Genomic DNA, 19868 nt, shown 5'->3' on the forward strand with positions numbered 1-19868 from the left:
GACATCCATGAAACTGCGACATCTGTTCCGGCGTCGGCCGGCACCGGCCGACCGCCCCTATTACGAACTACTGGACCGTATCTTCGGTATCGTTCCGGACAACATAGAACTGTATAAACTCGCGCTGGTGCACCGGTCCGCCTCGGTCGGGGTCGGCGACGGCCGGACGGTCAATAACGAACGGCTGGAATTTTTGGGCGACGCGGTGATCGAAACCGTCGTCTCGGAACTGCTGTTCATCGAATACCCGGAAGCGAACGAAGGTTTCCTGAGCAAGCTGCGCTCCCGAATGGTGAGCCGCGACACTTTGAACCGCGTGGCGCTCGACTTGGGGCTGGACGAAGCGATCGTGGCGCATCCTTCGAGTCTGGCGACGAGTCGGAACAACATATACGGCGACGCGTTCGAAGCGCTGGTCGGGGCGTTGTACCTGGATCAGGGGTACGAAACCGCCAACCGCGTGCTGATCGAAAGCATATTTGCGGAATATGTCGATATCGAAGCGCTGGAACAGACGGAAAAGGATTTCAAAAGCCGGGTGATCGAATGGGGACAGAAACACCATCGGCGGGTGGAATTCCGCAGCCGCGAATGTGCCGACCATGCGGAGCTGATGCCGCATTTCGAGACGGAATTGCTGATCGACGGTGTCCGGACGGGCTACGGCGACGCGCGTTCGAAGAAAGAGGCGGAACAGCTTGCGGCGCACGAAGCTTACGGACGCCTGCGGGCCTGACCTATGCCGCTGCCGGCTCGACGGGAGGGACTGCTTCCGGGAAAAGAACGGGTACGGCTTCCGGAGGGGCGGAACGGCAACGGTCGCCGGGGGGGGAGGCGGAGCGACGACGGAACAAAAAACGGAGGAAAACGAATGCTGGAACTGAGTTTGTATGGAGGAACGGAAGTCGGTCTCGACGAGGCCGGACGGGGGCCGCTGGCCGGGCCGGTTTTCGCCGGTGCGGTGTTGCTGCCGTCCCGGTTTCATGACGAACGGCTGAACGACTCCAAGAAAATGAGCGAACGCGACCGTTACGCCTTGCGCGAAGTCATCGAGAACGAAGCGGTGGCCTGGGGCGTGGGCGAGGCGACGGCGGCCGAAATCGACAAAATCAACATACTGAACGCTTCGTTTCTGGCGATGCGGCGGGCTTTCGCCCAATTGCAGGACCGTCTGCCGGTCGGCATGACGGTGGATCGGCTGCTGGTGGACGGCAATCGTTTCCGCCCCGGAACGCTTGTCATACCTTACGAATGTATCGTCAAGGGAGACGCGAAACTGGCCCCGATCGCGGCGGCTTCCGTGTTGGCCAAGACATACCGGGACGATTGCATGCTGCGTCTGCACGAAGAGTATCCGGTGTACGGCTGGGACCGGAACAAAGGCTATCCGACTGCGGCGCATCGCGAGGCCGTGGCCCGGTACGGGCTGTCGCCCTGCCACCGGGCTACTTTCTGCCGACGATTCGTCGATCCGACGGAATAGGCAATGAATTTTGTTGATTATAGTCTGTGAGGTTGTTTTTTATCTCCGCTCTCCGTATATTTGGAACAAGAGGGAGACGTGCCGGGAGTAAGATCGACCCCCGGAGCACGCAAGAGCAAGATGCTGATTGCAGGCGGAGCGCTTGTTATCGGCAGCGCGGCGGCCTTTAATTTCTTAATGGCCCAGCCGAAAGAACAAATCTCCGATTTGGCACTGGCCAATATCGAACTTTTCGCCGCCCTATGCAAAGAAAATATCGAGATTGACGACAAGTTGATTACGGTCACGGTATGCGACAGATCGACAAGCGTAATGGATCGGTTTACAAGGACTCCGTGCGGCTCCCCCGGAACAGGCGCCTGTGTTTTCACCAACAGATAAAATTCCGATAAATCGCAACAGGGGTAACCCTGTTGCGATTTTTATACCAATTATTCCATGAAAAGCGGAATCCTCGGAACATTGTGTTGCATTTTGTTCATGGCTTGCCAAAGCAAAGTTCAGGTTAAGAATGACATTCCGGTTATCGATGGTATGACCCAAACGAAAGCGACTGTTTCGGAACTGTTCCCCGAAACCTGCGTCGTTTCGTTGCAAACGTCGGACAGTTCTTTGGTCGGAGTCATGGTAAAAGACCTCAAACGATCGGGTGATCGCTTTTTCCTGTTGAATCAGATGAGCAGCCGGGCCAACCTGCTCTGTTTCGACACGGCCGGGAACTTTGTCCATGCTATCGATCGGATCGGACACGGTCCGCAGGAGTATACCTATTTAGGGGATTTTATCGCAGCTTCGGATTCGAATGCATGGGTGCTCACGACCGAGCAGGGAAAATACATGATATTCGATACGGCAGGAAACTATCTTTCCACCGTTCGGCAACAACCGCCTTACTATTACAACCGCCAGTTTATCCGCACGGACGATTCGACCTGCATTGTTTTTCACGACGGCACTTTCCCTGAAAACAGCGACCTGCTGGAGGTCGATGCCCGGACATTCGCTATTCGCCGCAGTGCATCCGCCTCCGACCCGTTAGCTTCGGAAGGGGCGCGTCCTCTTTCGCTATGGGGCGGGAAGGTACTCTATTACCATATGAACGATACGATTTACGACGCGACCGACATCCGGAACCGGCAACCGCTTTATTACCTCGATTTCGGTGATGGCCAGCGAGAGGCGGAAAAAGAGGCCCGCCGGATTTTGTCCGAGTCCGGCGACCGGGAGCAGATGCTGACGCAGTTGGGCGAAGCCTTCCTAAAAGGCGAATATATGCTTGTCGCCCGTCTGTTCGAGAACGCGCGGTGGATAGCCGTCAGCGGGATGAGGCAAAATCCGGATACCGGTGCGAGAACCGATTTTCGTTCCTCCTCTTTTTTCATTTTCTACGACAAAGAGAGCGGCCGGTCTTATCATTCGGATTATATTACGTGGGATATATTGAATACAGGCCCGCTCGACAATATCGCCCTGGTTGGGTGCGACGAGCTGGGGACGTTATACGCCGTCTGGTACGGGACACCTTCCGAAAAAGACAAACGGCTGATCGCCCGAAGCGATAAACTCCCGCAGGAAGTCAAAAACCGACTGCTGCAACTCGAAGAGGGCGACAACCCGGTTTTGTTTATGCTCCGATAATTCCGCCCATGAAACGAATCCCGATTATAGCCTTCTTAGTTTTGGCGTTCTGGAGCTGCGGCACGTCCCGCCCCGTTCCCGAAGAAACTTTCTGGAAACAGGTATTCGAGCGAGAAAACCTGACCGATTCGAGCGCGTTGATCCTGTATATCGGCGAAGGCATGTGCGCGGAATGTATCAACAAAGAACTGATAAACCTGTGCGAATGTCCCGAAATAGCACGGAATACGGTGATCGTCGGCAGTTTCTCGAACAAACGCCATTTCCTGGCGTCGGTCGCCTCCGTTCAGGTCAAACGCAAGATATTCGTTCCGGAGGATGGAATGCCGAATATCAAGTTCTCCGCTGCCTTGCAACCGCATTATATGCTTTATGTCGCATCTTCCCGGACTTTCGAGCCGCCGTACTATCCGGTCGATTGCTCGACGGAAAGAACCCGCGATTATTACCGCAGTGTCCGTTCCGTATTTTCTGTCCGGGAACGGCCCTCCCTGTCTTCCGACACCGCCCGGTAAATCTGCGGTGAAAAATATCGGCGATTCTTATAAATTTTTAATACCTTTGCCTCGTTATTTCTGAAAACCGGAAACCGAGGACGATCGTGAAAACCTGCGCACTCTCTCTGCGACGACGACGATAGTTCCCCTGCGCAGTTCCCGCCCGCGTTCGCTTCGGGACGGGACGAGATGACAGAGGAACGCCCTCATTGTGTGTCTGTCATACCTTTTGATCAACGGGACGGACACTCCCTCTTTCAACCGGAAAATAACCGTTACATTCTACATAAATCTTGCACACAAGATGACAATCGATGATTTTGATGTCCTCGTGGCAACCGAAGAGCATACCAAATTCGCTCAGGAGATCTGCACCGAGATGGCCGAATCCGCCAAAGCGCGCGGTACCGGCATCGCCAAACGTACCCCGGAGTACGTAGCGTCCAAAATGCGTGAAGGGAAAGCCGTCGTGGCGTTCCATAAAGACGGACGCTGGGCCGGATTCAGCTACATCGAAAGCTGGGGACATAACTCCTATGTAGCCAATTCGGGACTTATCATCAATCCGGAGTTCCGTAAGCTGGGGCTGGCCAAAGCGATCAAAACCAAAACTTTCTTCCTCTCGCTGGTCAAATTCCCGGGGGCCAAGCTGTTCGGCCTGACTACCGGTCTCCCGGTTATGAAGATCAATAACGAGCTGGGCTACCGCCCTGTGATTTTCTCGGAACTGACGGATGACGAAACGTTCTGGAAGGGGTGCGAAAGTTGTGTCAATTTCGGTATCCTGCAAAGCAAACAACACAAAAACTGTCTCTGCACGGCGATGCTGTTCGACCCGGCGGTGGACACGATCCGCGTACCGTGGCCGACTGACTTACCCAAACCCGAAAACCTTAAATAACCGTTCGTTGATTTGTACGTATAGGGTAGAGTCCACTGTTCTTTCTTTGAAAAGAAAGAACCAAAGAAACTTTCGAGCAGGTTTGCGGTTCCTCAGTCTGTCGATACCCCTTTGCATTGTGTTTTTTGTTTTGTAAGAACAGGGGGCTGTCCTTTGTATTTGCATGAATGCCCCCTGTTCTTACAAAACAAATCGTCAAAGGATAAGTCATCCGCCAGGCTCAGGAGATGCGCAAGCATCTCAAAAAGTTTTTCTGGTTCTCTTTGTGAACAAAGAGAACAGTCGCCTCAAACCTGAACAGTACAAATAAACGAACCATTTAAAAAGATTTAGCTTTATGGAAAAGAAGAAAGTAGTGCTTGCGTTCAGCGGCGGTTTGGATACCTCCTATTGCGCCATTTATCTGGCCAAAGAGAAAGGGCTTGAAGTTTATGCAGCCCTGGCCGACACCGGCGGATTTTCGGCCGAAGAACTGGATAAAATCGAAAAGCGGGCCTTGGCACTCGGCGTAAAAAGCTATGTGCGTCTCGACGTGTCGCACACCTATTACGAACAGAGCATCAAATACATGATTTTCGGCAACGTGCTCAAGAACAGCACCTACCCGATTTCGGTCAGCTCGGAACGCATCTCGCAGGCCACGGCTATCGCCAGATATGCCAAAGAGATCGGTGCGGATTATCTTTGCCACGGCTCGACCGGAGCCGGCAACGACCAGGTACGGTTCGACATGATCTTCAACATCATCGCGCCGGAGATCGAAGTGATCGCGCTGATCCGCGAAAAACGCCTCTCGCGTGAAGAAGAAATCGAATACCTGCGTTCGCACGGGGTCGATTTCGACTTCAAGAAAGCCGAATATTCGATCAACCAGGGTATCTGGGGCACGTCGGTCGGCGGCAAAGAGACGCTGACTTCGAGCGAAACGCTTCCCGAAGAGGCCTATCCTTCGCAGTTGAAAGTGGCCCACGACGCCCCGGCGAAACGTATCGCGCTGACTTTCGAGAAGGGCGAGCTGGTCGGCATCGACGGCAAACATTACGACGACAAGGTCAAAGCCATTCAGGATTTGCAGCATATCGCCGCGCCTTACGCGATCGGGCGCGACATGCACGTGGGCGACACGATTATCGGAATCAAGGGGCGCGTGGGCTTCGAGGCGGCGGCGCCGATGATTATCATCAAAGCGCACCACATGCTCGAAAAACATGTGTTGGCCAAATGGCAACTGTTCTGGAAAGACCAGCTTTCGGCGTTCTACGGCAACTACCTGCACGAAGGCCAGTATTATGATCCGGTGATGCGCGACATGGAGGCGTTCCTCGAAAGTTCGCAGCGCAATGTGACGGGAGAGGTGTTCGTGGACCTGCTGCCTTACCGTTTCGTGGTGGTGGGGATCGAGTCGAAACACGACCTGATGTCGAACAAGTTCGGCGCTTACGGCGAAACCATGAGCAACTGGACGTCGGACGACGTGAAGGGATTCGGACGTATCTTCGGCAACCAGAATGCCATCTATTATGCGGTCAATCCCGACGAAATCGAAAAATAATTAACCGTTCGTTTATTTGTACTGTTCAGGTTTGAGGTGACTGTTCTCTTTGTGAACAAAGAGAACCAGAAAAACTTTTTGAGATGCTTGCGCATCTCCTGGGCCTGGCGGATAACCTTTCCTTTGAAAACTTGTTCTGTAACGGATAGGGGGCTATTAATGTCGTTACCCGATGCCCCCTATCCGTTACAGAACAATGACGTCTGCAAGAAAAGGTTTTCGACAAACTGAGACGTTGCAAACCTGCTCGAAAGTTTCTTTGGTTCTTTCTTTTCAAAGAAAGAACAGTGGACTCTACCCTCTACGTACAGATAAACGAACGATTAAATACTTATTGCGATTATGAGCGAAACGAAGAAGATCAGAGTCGGGATTATCGGCGGCGCCGGATACACCGGCGGTGAAGCCGTCCGGCTGCTTATCAACCACCCCGACGTCGAGCTGGTTTATGTCCACAGCAACTCCAACGGCGGCAACCTCGTCAGCGACGTTCATGCCGATTTGCTGGGCGATACCGACATGCGTTTCACCGACACAGCCATCGAGCAACTGCCCAAAGTGGACGTGATGTTCCTCTGCGTAGGACACGGCGACGCTCGGAAATTCCTCGAAGCGAACAAAATCGCCGAAGACGTGCGTATCATCGACCTGTCGCAGGATTTCCGGATCGCGCCGGACACCGCCATCGACGGGCACGCATTCGTTTACGGTCTGCCGGAGCAGAACCGGGAAGCCATCAAAGAGGCGAAAAATATCGCCAATCCCGGTTGTTTCGCCACCTGCCTGCAACTCGCCCTGTTGCCGTTGGCCGCCAACGGGCTGGTACGCGGCGACGTGCACATCTCGGCGACCACCGGCTCGACCGGGGCCGGTCAGAAACTGGCCCCCACTTCGCATTTTTCGTGGCGGGCGAACAATCTATCCACCTACAAAGTATTCGAACATCAGCACCTGCGCGAAGTCAGGCAAATGATCCGTTCGTTCGAACCTTCGTTCGCCGGAGCCGTGAATTTCATTCCTTACCGGGGAGACTTCACGCGCGGTATCATCGCTTCGGTCTACACGGACTTCGCGGGTACGCAGGAAGAGGCGCAGCGCATTTACAAAGAGTTCTACGCATCGGCGGCGTTCACGCACGTGAGCGACAAGCCGATTTCGCTGAAACAGGTGGTCAATACGAACAAATGTCTGGTACATCTGACGGTGCACGAGGGCAAACTGCTGGTCATGTCTGTTATCGATAACCTCCTGAAAGGGGCGTCGGGGCAGGCGGTCCAGAACATGAACCTGATGTGCGGCCTGCCGGAAACGGCCGGCCTGCGACTCAAACCGCTGGCATTTTAACCGTTCGTTTATTTCTACTCTCTGGAGGGTACTGTTCTTTTTGTGAACAACCGACGCTGCCAGCGTGCGCCATACAAACCGCAGGTTTGAATATGGCGATGCGGCGAGGAGGAGACCGCTGGAAAAAAGGTATCCACAAGACTTCTGAGCCAGTTGCGCTCCTTCTTAATCTGCTGGAGTCTTTCTGTTTTGGCGAACGGAGCGTAGCCGGAGCCAGCGAGGTCAAAACGAGCGAAGCGATGTTGCAGGCCTGCGCCGGGGGTGGCTCCGGCCTGTCCGCTGACGCGGAAACTTAGCAGTAGCCACCCCGGAAGCCCAACAGACCCGCTTTTTCAAAAAGCGGCGGTTCTCTGCGGGTAGGTACAAAAACGAACTCATAAAACGACAAAACCATGAAATTATTCGACGTATATCCCCTTTACGACATCGAAATCGTAAAAGCCCTCGGTTCCAGCGTTTGGGACGAGAAAGGGCAGGAATATCTGGATTTTTACGGCGGCCACGCCGTGATTTCCATCGGGCATACCCACCCCCATTACGTAGAACGTCTCACCGACCAGATACGGAAAGTGGGATTTTACTCGAACTCCGTGAAGATCAGCGCCCAGAAAGAACTCGCCGACAAAATAGGCAAACTTTCCGGCCACGACGACTACCAGTTCTTCATGTGCAACTCCGGCGCCGAAGCCAACGAGAACGCCATGAAACTCGCCTCGTTCCACACCGGGCGGAAAAAGATCGTCGCCATGCACGGCTCCTTCCACGGACGCACCTCGCTCGCCGTCGCCGCTACCGATAATCCCAATATCGTGGCTCCTGTGAACCGGACCGACAACGTGATCTTCGTGACCCTGAACGACGAGCAGGAACTCGAAAACCTCTTCGCCAAAGAAGGGGACGAAATCGCCGCCGTAATCCTCGAAGGCATACAGGGCGTCGGCGGCATCCGGATCGCTTCCGACGACTACCTGCGGAGAATACGGACACTGTGCGACAAGTACGGCGCCGTCTATATCGCCGACAGCGTGCAGTGCGGATGCGGGCGGACCGGCAAATATTACTCCCACGACTGGGCCGGCATGAATGCCGACATCTATACCATGGCCAAAGGGATCGGCAACGGATTCCCTGTAGCCGCGATCTCCATCGCGCCGCATATCGCACCGAAATACGGCATGCTGGGCACCACCTTCGGCGGCAACCACCTCGCCTGCGCCGCCGCCCTGGCCGTCGCCGAAGTGATGGCCGAAGACAACCTGGTGGAACACGCCCGGCAAACCGGCGACTATCTGCTCGCCGAACTCCGTAAACTGCCGAAAATCAAGGAGGTTCGGGGGAAAGGGCTGATGATCGGCGTCGAACTGAACGAAGAGAGCGCCCCGTTCCGCAAAAAACTGCTGTTCGACGAGCACATCTTCGTCGGCTCTTCGTCCGACAAAAACACCTTCCGGCTGCTCCCCGCGCTGAACATCAGCCGCGAGAACTGCGACAAACTGCTGGCATCACTCCGCAAGCTGCTGGCTTAATCCGCTTCCATGGAAAAACCGCATCAGGTCATGCTGCTGCTCGGCGGCAACCTCGGCGACCGGGCGGCCGTACTTGCGGCCGCCCGGTCGCGCATCGCCGCGGCGGTCGGCCCGCTCCTGCTGGTCTCGCGGGAATACGAGACCGAACCCTGGGGCGCTTTCGCCGACGGAGAGAAACGGCAGCCCTTCATGAATCAGGCCGTCGTCGCGGAGACCGACGCCGCTCCCGAAGAGGTACTCGACATTATCCAGCAGATCGAACGGGAGTTGGGCCGTCCGGAACACCGCCCCGAATACGGCGCCGCCGGAGAACGGATCTACCGGTGCCGCACCATCGACATCGACATCCTGTTCTACGACTCCGAAATTATTGATACGGAACGGCTTAAAGTACCCCATCCCCGCTTCGCCGAACGACTCTTCGCGTTGGAGCCTGCCGCCGAAATCCGGCCCGGATACGTGCATCCGGGCCTGAAAATCAGCCTGAAAGAATTATTTAATTCGATTTTGTTGGGCGATTCTCAATAATTTACCCTATATTTGCAATCCGTTTGCGACGTAAATAAATAGTAATCACATAAATAAACAAAACGACACTCGTCATGACAAAAGCAGATATCGTAGGCGAAATCGCGAAGAGCACAGGCATCGAGAAAGTACAGGTGCAGCAGGTGGTGGAATCCTTCATGGAGAACATCAAGGAGACCATGATGGCCGGCAACAACGTCTATCTGCGCGGCTTCGGCAGCTTTATCATCAAACGCCGCGCGCAGAAAGTGGCCCGCAATATCTCCAAGAACACCACCATCACCATCCCGGCGCACAACATCCCGGCGTTCAAGCCCTCCAAAACTTTCGCCGGCGAAGTGAAAGCCAAATCGATCGAGAAGAAATAACGTTCGCTTTTTCCGCGTTCCGCTCCGCGGGACGGGAGATGCGGGCATCCGAAGAATAATTAACCAGATTGTCAAACCTAAATCCACGTAGTCATGCCTAGCGGAAAAAAAAGAAAACGGCACAAAATATCTACCCACAAGCGCAAGAAACGTCTTCGCAAGAACCGTCATAAAAAGAAAAAATAGGTAGATTTTTCCGGGGGCGCCGCCGGCCGAAGGCGGAACGCCAGGGAAACGGCGCCCCGGAAACGATACTCGAAAACCTAAAGTCCCCGGACTATCATGCGCGGCGGCCTTTAGGTTTTGTTTTAGGTAAGTATATACGACCTTGCCCGAAACCGGGCGATGATCTTCCTGTACGCCCGCACGACCCTGCGGTGCTTCCTGAATGAAGTACCGCAAACCCTGGCGGAAAACGGCGGCGACGTTCCGGCCGGAGGCCTCCGCTCAAAAGTACGCGGGCCGGAAATATTTGGAAATCAGGCATGGAAACAGAACAGGGTAAAGTCGTAAGCAGCTATCTTGTTTTAAACGTTTATCCGGAAACAGCCGCTCGGGAGCGGCGGCAGGGAAAACCTTTGACGGGCGGTCTTGGGAAACCGTTCGGTCTTCCCGGAGAACGGCCGGAAATTGGGTTGCAAGCCGGCAGCATGAACCCCGTAAAGGGGAGGCCGGCGACCGGATTTTCCCGGTTACAGCCGGAAAGATTCCTGCGGGAACCGGCCGAAAGATAACGTTTTGCTCCGTCCTGCCGCACGATATACTCAGGCGGAACATTCGTGCGTTTATATAGCATTAGAGAATACGAAATGACAAAAGAGTTAGTAATCCACTCCACGGGGACCGAAATAGACATCGCCCTGCTGGAAGACGGGCAGCTCGTCGAACTCAACCGGGAGAAGACCAAAAGCTCGTTCACCGTCGGCGATATCTATCTCGGCAAAGTCCACAAAGTGATGGGAGGGCTGAATGCCGCTTTCGTCGATGTGGGGTACCAGAAAGACGCTTTTCTGCACTACCTCGACCTCGGCAGCGCTTTCCCGACCCTGAACGAAGTGGTCAAGCAGGTGAACGGCAAACACCAGAAAATCGACTTCTCCGCGCTCAAGATACAGAACGATCTGGGCAAGGAAGGCAAGATAGCCAACGTGCTCTCGAACGGCCAGCACGTCATCGTCCAGATCGCCAAGGAGCCGATATCGACCAAAGGGCCGCGCATCACCAGCGACATCTCGATCGCCGGGCGCCACCTGGTGCTGATTCCCCTTTCCAATAAGGTGCACATATCGCAGAAGATTCGTTCCAACGAAGAGAAAAAACGGCTGCGCGGCATCGTCGAAAATATCCTGCCCCGTAATTACGGGGCCATCGTCCGCACGGCCGCCGAAGGCAAAACCGCCGAAGATATCGAGACGGATATCGCCAGCCTCATCGCCAAATGGGAAGGCGTCCTCTCGGCGTTGCAGCACGCCCAGCCGCCGCACCTGCTGTTGAGCGAAGAGAATCGGACGACCACGATCCTGCGCGACCTGCTCAACGATTCGTTCACCCATATCCACGTGGACAACGAACAGATCTTCCACGAGGTGAAAGACTATATCTCGGCCATCGAACCGGAGTCTGAGAAAATCGTCAAAATGTACAAGGGGAACATCCCCATTTTCGACCAGTTCGACGTCACCAAACAGATCAAGCAACTGTTCGGCCGTACCGTTGTTTTCAAGCGCGGGGCCTACTTGATCGTGGAACATACCGAAGCGTTGCACGTGATCGACGTGAACAGCGGCAAACGGGCCAAGAGCGACGAATCGCAGGAGGCCAACGCACTGGAGTGCAACCTGAACGCCGTGCCGGAAATCGCGCGTCAGCTCAGACTGAAAGACATGGGCGGCATCATCGTGATCGACTTCATCGACCTGCATACGGCCCAGAACCGGAACGCCGTGCTCGAGGCGATGCGCAAGGCGATGGCGAACGACCGGGCCAAACACAATATCCTGCCGCTTACGAAGTTCGGTCTGATGCAGATTACGCGGCAGCGGGTTCGGCCCGAAACGCAGATCGTCATCAACGAAAAATGCCCGACCTGCCACGGAACGGGCGAAATCGCCCCCTCGGTGCTGCTGGACGCCCAGATCGAGAACCAGATCGCCTACTATGTGCGGGAGAAGCATTACAAGCTGCTCAAGATCCACGTGCATCCGTATGTGGCGGCGTATATCAACCGGGGAATCGTCAGCAAACGGGCCAAATGGTGCGTCAAATACGGGGCGGTCATCAAAATCATTCCGAACGATTCGCTGGGGATGATCGACTACAAATTTTACAATGCGTTGGGCGATGCGATATAGAGGCACGCGCTTGTTGACGGATTGTTGATAGAAACTGACAGAAAGGAGCCTCGCGGGGCTCCTTTTTTGTCTATTTTTGCTATCGTTAAATTCTTTTTCTTATGACCGATCAGAAAGTCGAACTGGACATCGAGCTGAACGAAGAAGTGGCGCAGGGCACTTATGCCAATCTGGCCGTCATCTCCCATTCGGCATCGGAGTTCGTGCTGGATTTCGTGCGTATGATGCCCGGCATGCCCAAAGCCCGGGTCAAAAGCCGGATCATCCTGACGCCGGAACACGCCAAACGCCTGTTGCTTTCGTTGCAGGAAAATATCGCGCGGTACGAGAATATCGTGGGCAAAATCGAAATGCACACGCCGGAAACGCCCCCTATCGTAGGGTTCGGAGGAGGATTCGGACAGGCATAGCTTCGCGCCGCCGTCATATACGACCGGGCCGTAGTCGGATCTCCGACTACGGCCCGGCTCGTTTTCAGGCAGCGTATCCCCTTACTGGATGTTCGCGATCGACATGATGTCGGCGAAGACGCCCGCCGCCGTCACCGACGCTCCCGCGCCGTAACCCTTGATCTGCAGCGGGTATTCGTTGTAACGCGCGGTCGTGATCAGGATGATGTTGTTGCTCCCCTCCAGGTCGTAGAACGGGTGCCCCGCCTCGACCTCCTGCAGGCCGACCGAGCAGGCACCGCCCTCCAGCGAAGCCACGAACCGCCATTTCTTGCCCTCCGCGGCCAACGCCCGCCGTTTCTCCTCGAAAGCCGCGTCCAGCGCCGGAACCTTGTTCCAGAAATCGTCCGTCGAACCCTCGAAAATATAGTCCGGTACGAACAGGTTTTTCACCACGTCGTCCTGCTCCACCCGATAGCCCGATTCGCGTGCCAGGATCACCAGCTTGCGCACCACATCCGTCCCGCTCAGGTCGATACGCGGATCCGGTTCGGCGTAACCCGCCTCCTTGGCCATCGCCACCGCCCGGCTGAAAGGCACATCCTCGGCCAGCACGTTGAAAATGTAGTTCAGCGTCCCGCTCAGCACCGCCTTGAGGCCCAAAATGGTATCCCCGCTGTGGCGCAGGTCGTTGATCGTGTTGATGATCGGCAGTCCGGCGCCCACGTTGGTCTCGAACAGGAACTTCACGCCCCGCGTGCGGGCCGTGTTCTTCAACGCGGCATAATGTCCGTAGTCGGACGACGCCGCGATCTTGTTGGCCGTTACGACGGAAACGTTGTGCGAAAGCAGGTCGCCGTAAATTTCCGCCACGGCAGGGCTGGCCGTGCAATCCACGAACACCGAGTTAAAGATGTTCATCTCCACGATCTTGTCCCGTACCGTCTGCGGCGTGCTGGGAATCCCTTCGCTTTCGAGCCGTTCTTTGTAAGTCGACAGGTCGATCCCCTCGCGGTCGAAAATGCTGCGCCGTGAATTGGAAATTCCGACGACGTTGATTTTAAGCGCATTGGTACGGAGCAGTTCGGCCTGCTGCGAACGGATCTGCTCGATCAGCGAACCGCCGACCAGCCCGATCCCGGTCAGAAACAGGTTCAGCACCTGGTATTCGGACAGGAAAAAGGAGTCGTGAATCACGTTCAGCGCCTTGCGCAGACTCTCCACCTTGACTACGAACGAGATATTGGTCTCGCTGGCCCCCTGTGCGCAGGCCACCACGTTGATCCCGTTGCGGCCCAGCGTGCCGAACAGTTTGCCTGCGATGCCCGGACATCCCCGCATGTTCTCGCCCACGATGGCCACTGTCGCCAGATCGCACTCCAGCATGATTTCGTCGATCTCGCCCATGGCGATCTCCTGCGCGAACTCGCGGCTCAGCACCTCGCGGGCGTGCTCCGCGTCGTCGCGCCGCACGCCGATCGAAGTCGTGTTCTCGCTCGATGCCTGCGATACGAGGAACACGCTGATGCCGGCCTTGGCCAGCGCTTTGAATATCCGGTAATTGACCCCGATCACGCCGACCATGCCCAACCCCCGGATAGTCAGCAGGCAGCTGTCGTTGATCGACGAAATCCCTTTGATCGCTTTGCGCACATCGCCGTCGGCCGCCGTTTTCGCCCGCGAGATATAGGTTCCCGGGCATTCCGGACGATAGGTGTTTTTGATATAGATCGGGATATTGTGGTTATAAGCCGGAAAAATCGTCGGCGGATAGATGACCTTCGCCCCGAAATTGCAAAGCTCCATCGCTTCGAGGAAGGTGAGGCTTTCGATCAGGTAGGCTTTGCCGATCACGCGCGGGTCTGCGGTCATGAAGCCGTCCACATCGGTGTAGATGTTCAGTACCTCGGCTCCGGCGGCTGCCGCGATGATGGCCGCCGTATAGTCCGACCCGCCCCGCCCCAGCGTGGTGGCTTCGCCGCTGGTCTTGTCGGACGAGATGAAGCCGGGCACGACACTCACGCGGGCGTTGTCGGCAAAGGTGCTCCGCACCAGCTCGTTGGTCAGCGCGAAATCGACGATATGCTTGTTGAAATAGGGTTCGGTCTTGATGAAAGCGCGCGAATCGCGCAGCATGGCATCGTCGATGATACGACTGACGATCAGCGAACTGAGCCGCTCGCCGTAGCTGACGATGGTATTGGTCGTTTTGGGCGAAAGGTCCTGGATCAGGAACACGCCGCGCAGGATATTCCCCAACTCGTCGAGCAGTACGCCGGTTTCAGCGAGGGTAGGGGCCTGCCGTTCCGCGGGCACGCTTTCGGCGACCGCGTCCCGGTGCCGCCGGCAGATGGTTTCGTACATCTCCAGATACCCGGCATCGGCCCGGGCGGCCGCTTCGCTGGTGGCGATCAACAGGTCGGTAATCCCGCCGAGGGCGGAAACGACCACTACTACGCGGCCGGCTTCGTCGCCGATGATCCGCTGGATATTCCGCAGTCCTTCGGCGCTCCCTACGGAAGTGCCTCCGAATTTGAATACTTTCATCGTTTCGTTACTTTCGGTTGGTTCGTTTTTCGAACCCGCAAGATATATAAATTTACCGGATTGGCATACGTTTCCGTCCGGAGAGGGCTACCGCCGAACGATTCCGCGGCTGTTCTTGCCGTCCACGAAGACGAACAGGTCGTCCGGGAACGACACCCGCCGGAAATGCTCCGTCTCCGCCGTCGCCGGCAGAGCGTCCAGCGCCGCAGCGTCGAATACCCCGTCCCGCTGGAACGGGTTCAGCGTCATGTATCCCACTCCGAACGAAGTCAGGTTCTGGAAAAAGTGGGTCCCTTGCGACGGATCGACCCGGAAATCCTCCAGGCCGCATTCGGCGATCACCCGCGCTTCCGAAATCTGCGGCCATACCACCGGGATACCGAGCCACGGGTCGCTCGACCCCCAGCGTCCCGGCCCGACCAGCACGTAATTCAGTCCCTCCTCTTTCATCTGCGTGTTCAGCGCGTCGATCTCCTGCGCCATCTGCGGCGTTTGCGAACGCTCGAAAGCGCCCGTCCTGACATAAATGATGTCCCGCAACCCTTCGATGCGTCCCAGCCCCAGCGCCGACTCCGCATACAGGATCGCCCCTTCCGGCCGCGCCTCGGGCGCCGACCAGTCCAGCCGGTCGCGCTGTGTGGCCTCGGCGATCGGCCGGATTTGCAGGAAATTGAAAATCTTTTCGTGCCCGTAAGGTACGTCCATATTCACCGCGAACTCGATCTCGACCGGCGATTTCATCTCCTCGGCCCCGATCCGCAGCAAATCGCGCAGGATCTCGGCCAGCGGGAAAGTGTCGTATTTCAGGATATGCGCGAACGTAATCAGCTTGCGCCCTTTCTCGTTCGGCGAGTCGCTCACCGACTGGTTCAGCGCGTCCCAGGTCGAGGCCACGTATTTCATGTTGCGGAACCGGGCGGCTTTCGGGATTTCGAATTTCGTCAGGTTCACCGCGTCGTCGGTCGAAGTCCGCAGTTTCGAGGGGTCGAGCGAGAGGGCGTACATCACCCGCTGCGTGTCGCGCAGCATCAGTTCCGGCGTGGAGAGTTGCAGCACGCGTTGCGGATAGGCCGGCGAAAAGCGCAACGTGATTCCTCCTTCGACCACCAGTTTGCCCAGCCCGAACGCGATGTTGGCGATACCGTCTTCCGGCTTTTCGTCTCCGATCGGATAGAAATTCAGCGAACGCGCCACGCCCGACAGGGTGGGGAAGAAGTATCCGTCGTCGGCCGTGCCGCAGATCTCCTGGATCACCACGGCCATCTTTTCGTCCGCCAGGCTGTTGGAACTGGCTTCGATGTAGGCCCGGCTGGCACGATAATAGACCGACGCGTAGACCCCCTTGATGGCCTTGCCCAGCATGCGGATCATCTGGTCTTCGTTGTCCGCGCGGGGCACCATGTAGGTGGAGTAGATGCCGGCGAAGGGCTGGAAATGCGAATCCTCCAGCTTGGAACTCGACCGCACGGCCAGCGGCCGCTTCACGTTGCGCAGGAATACGCGCAGGTCTTCGACCACTTTGTCGGGCAGCCGCGAACCGGTGAATTCCGACAGGATGTCTGCGTCGTCCATATCTTCGCTCTGGATATACTGCAAGCCGTTCTCGGCGATGAACCGGTCGAAATGGTCGGTGGCCAGCACCAGCGTCCGCGGGATGGTCACCCGCACGCCGTCCCATTTGTCGTAGAGTTTGTACTCTTCCAGCATGTTTCCGATGAAGGCCAGCCCGCGGGCTTTGCCTCCGAGCGACCCGGCGCCGCTGCGGGCGAAGCTGATGAACTGGTTGTAGGTCTCCGGCACGAATTCGGCCACCACGCCTTGTCCCATCTGGCGGCGGTAGCCTTTGATGGCGCCGAGAATGAATTCCCGCATCTCGTCGGGGCTGTCGAACGTGCTGTTGGTCACGGCCCTCAGCATGTGGGCCAGCGAAAAAATCCCCCGCGCGTAAAGCCATTTGGAGAGCATGTTCCGCGCGGTGTAGTAGGTCATGATGTCGGTCGGAATATGTTCGATCGCCTCCTGCATCTGTCCCAGGTCGCGCACGCGGGCCACTTCCTGCCCGGTCAGGGGGTCGTAGAAGACGAAATCGCCGAATGCCAGACGGCGGTTGATGAAGTCGGCGAGTTCGCGCAGCAGGTGTTTGGATTTTTTATGGATGAAGTCGGCGCCCATCTCGGCGGCGTCGCGCTGGTGGGCGATGTTGGTGGACTGGAGGACGATCGGCATGGTGGGACGGTCGCCGAGCACCTGGCGGCACAGTTCGAGGCCGGCGCAGGTGTCGATCTCGCCCGGTTCCTCTCCCCGGCGGAAGGAGACGTCGGAGATGATCCCCAGCAGGTTGTCTTTGTAGAGTTCGTAGTACCGGATGGCTTCGTCGTAGGATCGGGCGAAGAGGATTTTGGGCCGTGCGCGTTTGCGCAGCATCCGCTGTTGTTCGTTGAGCGCTTCGCGCACGAATTCGTTGCTTTGCTGGATGATGATGCGGTAGAGGTCGGGCAGGTAGGCGGAGTAGAAACGTACGTTGTCTTCGACCAGCAGGATGGCCTGCACGCCGATGCCGAGGATGTCTTCGCGGGCGTTCATCCGGTCTTCGAGCATTTTGATGATGGCGAGGATCAGGTCGGCGTTGCCCTGCCAGCTGAACATGTAGTCGATGGCGGAGGTGTCGGCTTCCACGACGCGCCGGGCTACTTCGCGCGAAAAGGAACTCATCAGGATGAAGGGAATGCCGGGCCATTGTTCCCGCACTTTGCGGGAAAGGGTGAAAACGTCCATCTCGCCGATGTTGAACATGGTGATGATCAGGTCGAAACGTTCGCCGCTGCGTAACCGTTCGAGGGCTTCGAAGCCGGAACTGACGCGGGTGAAGGTGGGCGGGTTGGTCAGACTCAGGTCGCCGTACTCGCGCACGATCTGGGCTTCGATATGACCGTCTTCTTCAAGGGTGAACTGGTCGTAGGAACTGCATACGAGCAGTATCCGGGTGATGCGCTGCTGCATCAAATTATGAAAATCGATGTCCACAAAGAATTTCTCGCTGTACTTCCCCATTTTATCCCTATTTTTGCTCTTAACCGTTCGTTTATTTGTACATTGATGTTTGAGGCAACCGTTCTTTCTTTTCAAAGAAAGAACCAAAGAAACTTTCGAGCAGCTGTGTGCGCCTCAGGCTCCGCAGTCCTTTGGCATTGAAATTTTCTTTGTCTTGTAATCGCCGGGGCTATATCGCATGTTTATACTTAATTAGCCCCGGCGATTACAAGACAAAACAATCAAAGACAACAGGTACCCGGCAGGCTCAGGAGATGCGCCAGCATCTCAAAAAGTTTTTCTGGTTCTCTTTGTTCACAAAGAGAACAGTACCCTCGAACCTGAAAGTACGGATAAACGAACGATTAACAGTAAAAGTAAGGAAATTATGGGGAAATACCGGCTCAGGGAGGTAAAAACGGCAGCAGAAGCGAAAGAATTCATCCGGATGGCCGTCCGCATATACGACGGCGATCCCATGTGGGTGCAGCCCCTCGATCCCGACATAGAGAATATTTTCGACCCCCGGAAAAACCCCCTGTTCCAGGACGGAGAAGCCATCCGGTGGACCCTGCATGACGACAGCGGCCGGACCGTAGGCCGCATCGCCGCATTTTACAATCGGGAACTGAGCGCCAACGAACCCCAGCCCACCGGAGGATGCGGCTTTTTCGAATGCATCGACGACCAATCGGCCGCCGACGCCCTGTTCGACGCCGCACGCGGCTGGCTCGCCGCACGCGGACTGGAAGCCATGGACGGATCGATCAACTTCGGTGACCGTATGCAATGGTGGGGCGTGCTCGTCGAAGGTTTCACCCTGCCCCTGTACGGCATGAACTACAACCCGCCCTATTACGGCCGGCTGTTCGAAACCTACGGATTCCGGAACTACTTCAGCCAGCACACCTACCTGCGGAAAATGATCCTCCACGCCATGCCCGAAGCACTCTACCAGAAAGCCGAGCGGCTCTTCGCCAACCCCGACTATCGGTTCGAGCACGTGGACATGAGCGACAAAAAGAAAGTGGCCCGCGATCTGATGGCCGTTTACAACAGCGGGTGGGCCACCTTCTCCGGCGTCAAACCGATGGAATTCGAGCACGCCCTGCAAATGGTGAACACGCTGGCTCCCGTCGTCGATCCCGAAGTGCTCTACTTCGCCTTCCATAAAGAACAAGCCATCGGCTTCTTCGTGATGATTCCCGATCTCAACCTGCTGATCCGGGACTTCCGCGGTCGTTTCGACCTGTGGCACAAACTGAAACTGTTGTGGCGGCTCAAAGTACGCAAACAGAGCGACCGGCTTTTCGGCCTCGTTTTCGGCGTGGCCGCCGAATTCCAGGGACGAGGCGTCGAAGCCGGCATGATCCGCCGTTTCGAACAATACGTCGAGCGACATCCCGGACGCTACAACTCGCTGGAGATCGCCTGGATCGGCGACTTCAACCCCCTGATGATGCGCGTGGCGGAAAGCTACGTGCGGGCCGAAAAATACAAACGCCACGTCACTTACCGCTACCTGTTCGACCGCGACAAACCTTTCGAGCGGGCGCCGAAACTGGGACGGGCGAAAAAACCGACCGACGAATAACCGCCATGGAAACGCCGAACCTCTATCGGGCCTTCCGGCCGAACGCATGCTGCTGTTGTCCCCGACGGGACACGGACAGACATGCGTATGCCTTGCCATGCACAAGGCGCCGGAGTGCAG

Annotated in this window: 16 protein-coding genes; 14 read left to right on the forward strand and 2 right to left on the reverse strand. The window is 56.5% G+C overall.

Features of this window, described 5'->3' with window-relative positions; all coding sequences use genetic code 11:
* The first annotated feature begins 7 nt into the window (after positions 1–7).
* From rnc to RIKMI_RS0106435, 13 genes are all read left to right on the forward strand, one after another.
* Positions 8–736, forward strand: coding sequence for a ribonuclease III (rnc, locus tag RIKMI_RS13260; RefSeq protein WP_051214393.1), 729 nt, complete (start codon positions 8–10; stop codon positions 734–736).
* Positions 737–871: 135 nt separating this feature from the next.
* Positions 872–1483: a ribonuclease HII gene (locus RIKMI_RS0106370; protein ID WP_027290920.1), complete on the forward strand. Its 612-nt coding sequence runs from the start codon at positions 872–874 to the stop codon at positions 1481–1483.
* A gap of 120 nt (positions 1484–1603) precedes the next feature.
* The gene (locus tag RIKMI_RS0106375) at positions 1604–1864 is read left to right on the forward strand and encodes a hypothetical protein (RefSeq protein ID WP_027290921.1); all 261 of its coding nucleotides are present in this window, start codon (positions 1604–1606) and stop codon (positions 1862–1864) included.
* A 99-nt stretch (positions 1865–1963) separates the two neighbouring features.
* Positions 1964–3121 (forward strand): 6-bladed beta-propeller, encoded by a 1158-nt coding sequence (locus tag RIKMI_RS0106380; protein ID WP_037291617.1) that lies wholly within the window; start codon positions 1964–1966, stop codon positions 3119–3121.
* A gap of 8 nt (positions 3122–3129) precedes the next feature.
* On the forward strand, positions 3130–3636 hold the full coding sequence (locus RIKMI_RS0106385; protein ID WP_037291619.1) for a hypothetical protein: 507 nt from the start codon (positions 3130–3132) through the stop codon (positions 3634–3636).
* Positions 3637–3922: 286 nt separating this feature from the next.
* Positions 3923–4519, forward strand: a complete 597-nt coding sequence (locus tag RIKMI_RS13265) for an N-acetyltransferase (protein WP_037291623.1) — start codon at positions 3923–3925, stop codon at positions 4517–4519.
* A gap of 337 nt (positions 4520–4856) precedes the next feature.
* Complete coding sequence (locus tag RIKMI_RS0106395; protein ID WP_027290924.1) at positions 4857–6071, forward strand: argininosuccinate synthase; 1215 nt, start codon at positions 4857–4859, stop codon at positions 6069–6071.
* 342 nt (positions 6072–6413) lie between these two features.
* Positions 6414–7415 (forward strand): N-acetyl-gamma-glutamyl-phosphate reductase, encoded by a 1002-nt coding sequence (gene argC / locus RIKMI_RS0106400; RefSeq protein ID WP_037291625.1) that lies wholly within the window; start codon positions 6414–6416, stop codon positions 7413–7415.
* 392 nt (positions 7416–7807) lie between these two features.
* Complete coding sequence (locus RIKMI_RS0106410; RefSeq protein ID WP_027290927.1) at positions 7808–8941, forward strand: aspartate aminotransferase family protein; 1134 nt, start codon at positions 7808–7810, stop codon at positions 8939–8941.
* 9 nt (positions 8942–8950) lie between these two features.
* Positions 8951–9469, forward strand: coding sequence for a 2-amino-4-hydroxy-6-hydroxymethyldihydropteridine diphosphokinase (gene folK, locus RIKMI_RS0106415; protein WP_027290928.1), 519 nt, complete (start codon positions 8951–8953; stop codon positions 9467–9469).
* Positions 9470–9543: 74 nt separating this feature from the next.
* Complete coding sequence (locus RIKMI_RS0106420; RefSeq protein ID WP_027290929.1) at positions 9544–9837, forward strand: HU family DNA-binding protein; 294 nt, start codon at positions 9544–9546, stop codon at positions 9835–9837.
* 809 nt (positions 9838–10646) lie between these two features.
* Positions 10647–12188, forward strand: a complete 1542-nt coding sequence (locus RIKMI_RS0106430) for an Rne/Rng family ribonuclease (RefSeq protein ID WP_027290930.1) — start codon at positions 10647–10649, stop codon at positions 12186–12188.
* Between the two features lie 101 nt (positions 12189–12289).
* Positions 12290–12598 (forward strand): DUF3467 domain-containing protein, encoded by a 309-nt coding sequence (locus tag RIKMI_RS0106435; RefSeq protein WP_027290931.1) that lies wholly within the window; start codon positions 12290–12292, stop codon positions 12596–12598.
* Positions 12599–12679: 81 nt separating this feature from the next.
* Here RIKMI_RS0106435 and thrA read toward each other — a convergent pair whose 3' ends face one another.
* Together thrA and RIKMI_RS0106445 are read right to left on the reverse strand one after the other, a co-directional pair.
* Positions 12680–15124 carry a bifunctional aspartate kinase/homoserine dehydrogenase I gene (gene thrA / locus RIKMI_RS0106440; RefSeq protein ID WP_027290932.1) on the reverse strand — a complete coding sequence of 815 codons (2445 nt, stop codon included), beginning with the start codon at positions 15122–15124 and terminating at the stop codon, positions 12680–12682.
* An 87-nt stretch (positions 15125–15211) separates the two neighbouring features.
* On the reverse strand, positions 15212–18175 hold the full coding sequence (locus RIKMI_RS0106445) for a PEP/pyruvate-binding domain-containing protein (protein WP_027290933.1): 2964 nt from the start codon (positions 18173–18175) through the stop codon (positions 15212–15214).
* Between the two features lie 367 nt (positions 18176–18542).
* Here RIKMI_RS0106445 and RIKMI_RS0106450 point away from each other — a divergent pair, with 367 nt between their 5' ends.
* The gene (locus tag RIKMI_RS0106450; RefSeq protein WP_027290934.1) at positions 18543–19748 is read left to right on the forward strand and encodes a hypothetical protein; all 1206 of its coding nucleotides are present in this window, start codon (positions 18543–18545) and stop codon (positions 19746–19748) included.
* Positions 19749–19868 lie beyond the last annotated feature (120 nt).

Origin of the sequence: Rikenella microfusus DSM 15922, from assembly GCF_000427365.1 — a bacterium.
GTDB classification, from domain to species: Bacteria; Bacteroidota; Bacteroidia; order Bacteroidales; family Rikenellaceae; genus Rikenella; species Rikenella microfusus.